The sequence below is a fragment of the Nocardia sp. NPDC004260 genome, from assembly GCF_053603155.1.
In genome coordinates, this window is the sequence record NZ_JBSGEZ010000227.1 from 1 (window position 1) to 2,357 (window position 2,357).

General features: G+C 60.7%; 1 protein-coding gene. It reads left to right on the plus strand.

Going from position 1 to position 2,357, the window contains the following annotated elements; all coding sequences use genetic code 11:
* The first annotated feature begins 560 nt into the window (after window positions 1-560).
* Window positions 561-2,207 (plus strand): WXG100-like domain-containing protein, encoded by a 1,647-nt coding sequence (locus ACWEO7_RS39185; protein ID WP_452430866.1) that lies wholly within the window; start codon window positions 561-563, stop codon window positions 2,205-2,207.
* The last annotated feature ends 150 nt before the right edge of the window (window positions 2,208-2,357 follow it).

Genomic DNA, 2,357 nt, shown 5'->3' on the forward strand with positions numbered 1-2,357 from the left:
CCGCCAACGCCAACCCGACACCGTCCGCGGCTACTTCCGCGCGCCCCACATCCGCTACACGAGCCTGAAGGAAACCCAATAGTTACGGTTCAATAGCACGATGCTGCCCACCTTCGACGATACTGTTGTCGCCGGACGAGCCGCGGTTTCCCCCGGCGTTGTTCCAGCGATCATCGAGCTGTTCGCGGTGTCGTTCGAACACCGAGAACCCGGTGAAGCCGCCGAGGAGTTCCTGACCGGCAATGCACCCTTCAAATGGGGTATCTGGGCCAGACCATTGGGAATCGGTCGAGCACGACTGCGGGGCATGGGGATATTCCCCATGCCGTACCATTGTCTTGGCGTGCCAGAATGGGGATCGGTATGGGCCCGGAGTTTCGCAGGCGCGGTGAACTTCGCGCTGCCCGGTACGTCCAGTCCATGTTGCTGCGACGAGATCACAAGCGATCCATATGGAGGGAGTGCTTATCGGCGCCCATGGCCAGCGCCGAGGGCACAGCGATAGGTGACGTGCGCCCTTTGTGTATGTCGCCCGGATAAGCGGTCGGAGGAGTGCGGCTGTGCCCATAGAAATGCCGAGTGAGGTCGCACTCTTCCTGAACTTGATAGGGATCCCGTACCCGGATATCAACGCGGATGATGTACGCGCACTCGGCATGCACGTACGTAGCTTTGCAGAAAACGTCGCCAGTACCCATGAGTTGGCGAGCGGAGCCATCAACGATATGGGCTCGGTCTACTCGGGATATTCCTACCAGCAGCTGGTCGCTTCCTGGGCCCGAATGAGTGCAACCCACATGGCCGATCTCGATCGGGGCTGCCATGTCGTCGCCGAAGCGCTGAGGATCGCAGCGGACGTCATCACCGCCGTGCAAGTCGCCGTACTCGCCGAGCTCGCAGCGTTAGCGGCAAGTTATGCCGTCGTACTGGCTACTCCCGGTGCCGCCGCCTACTCACTCGCCGTGCGCGAGGTTGCGGGTAGGTTGTGCCGAGGGATGGAAGACATGATCCTTTCCTATATCGCCGCTGAGGTGATCGAGCGAGCGATCCAGCCGCTGGAAGACACCATTGACAGACTCGTGAACGGGTTTGTCCTTGATGCAGCACATGAGTTGTTGGGGATTCCCTCTCCCGAACAGAGTGCTGCGACACCCCTATACATAGAGCCAGACGAGGTCCTTCGCTATGCGAACATCCTGGATGGCCTGGCCGACGACATCCTCAAGCACGCCGCGACGTTCGCCGAAGACGTCGCCGGACTGAATTTCACCACATCCGACAATCTCGGCATCGAGTCCGCTGTACGGCCGAGCGGCGTGTCGGCCACGTCCATCCAACCATCGCCGTTGCCTTCTCGCGGGGGCGTGCTGGTTGAGCCCAGCGTGCTGACGTCGCCGCCAAACTCCACAGGCCACTCTGCCTCCCGAGCGGAGCTTTCTACTCATGACGAGTCACGTCAATTGTCGTCGGTACGCCAAACGGATTCCGTACAGCCTGCAGGCGAACCCCGAACGAGAGCGATGTCCACAGGTACCGGGACGAGCCAGCATATGTACAACGGCCCGGAGGCCGGCGCCGCAGTCATGGCAACTGGCGAGCCAAGTATGGCTCTGGCCGACTCGCACCATACGCCGGATCAGTGCGAAAACGCTCGAGCATCGAGTCCAGTAAGTGGTTCCCACGGATACGACCCGACGCTGGCAGAGAACCGGTCCAACGGCTCCGAATCAGAGGTTAGCGAAAGCGAGATTCGAGAGAGCTCCTACACCGGCCCTATTGCGGTCACCGAAGACTCAGCGGCTAGGTGGTCACCGCAGCTGGCCGAGGCGAACTCCACGGCTACAGCTACACCCTGGACACAACCGAGTTCAGCGCTCAAGCAGGAGAAATTTGCCTCGAAGGCATCGTCCGCCAACCCTTCGAAGGCAACTTCGACCGCGGCACCCGCCGCCACCAACCGATCGCCCACACCTTGGTCGAGAAAGAAACGCGGATCCGCTGAATCCAAGACTGTGGAAAAAGTGTTCACGCCGACACGCAACGAGGCTGTACCCACCGCTGTCGCGAAGGAATCTGCCGCGGATCAGGACACGAAGCACCACGACAGCGAAGGGTATAGCGGTACCACAGTGCGCGAAATCGAATCGACCTCACCTGCACGACCGTTCCGCCCGAGGGTCTCTGCGGACCCGAACATGAGAAAGTAGAAGTTCAACTCTTCGACGTCGGCGGAACGTGAATACTGGTTCTGGCTCACTTTCCGTTTGCGCCGTGAGGCGCTGTGATTCGAGTGGAGGTGAGAGACCTTAGCCGCCGTTCTGTCGTAGCAGGTCGGTGGAGCTGAGGGCAGCCTGATC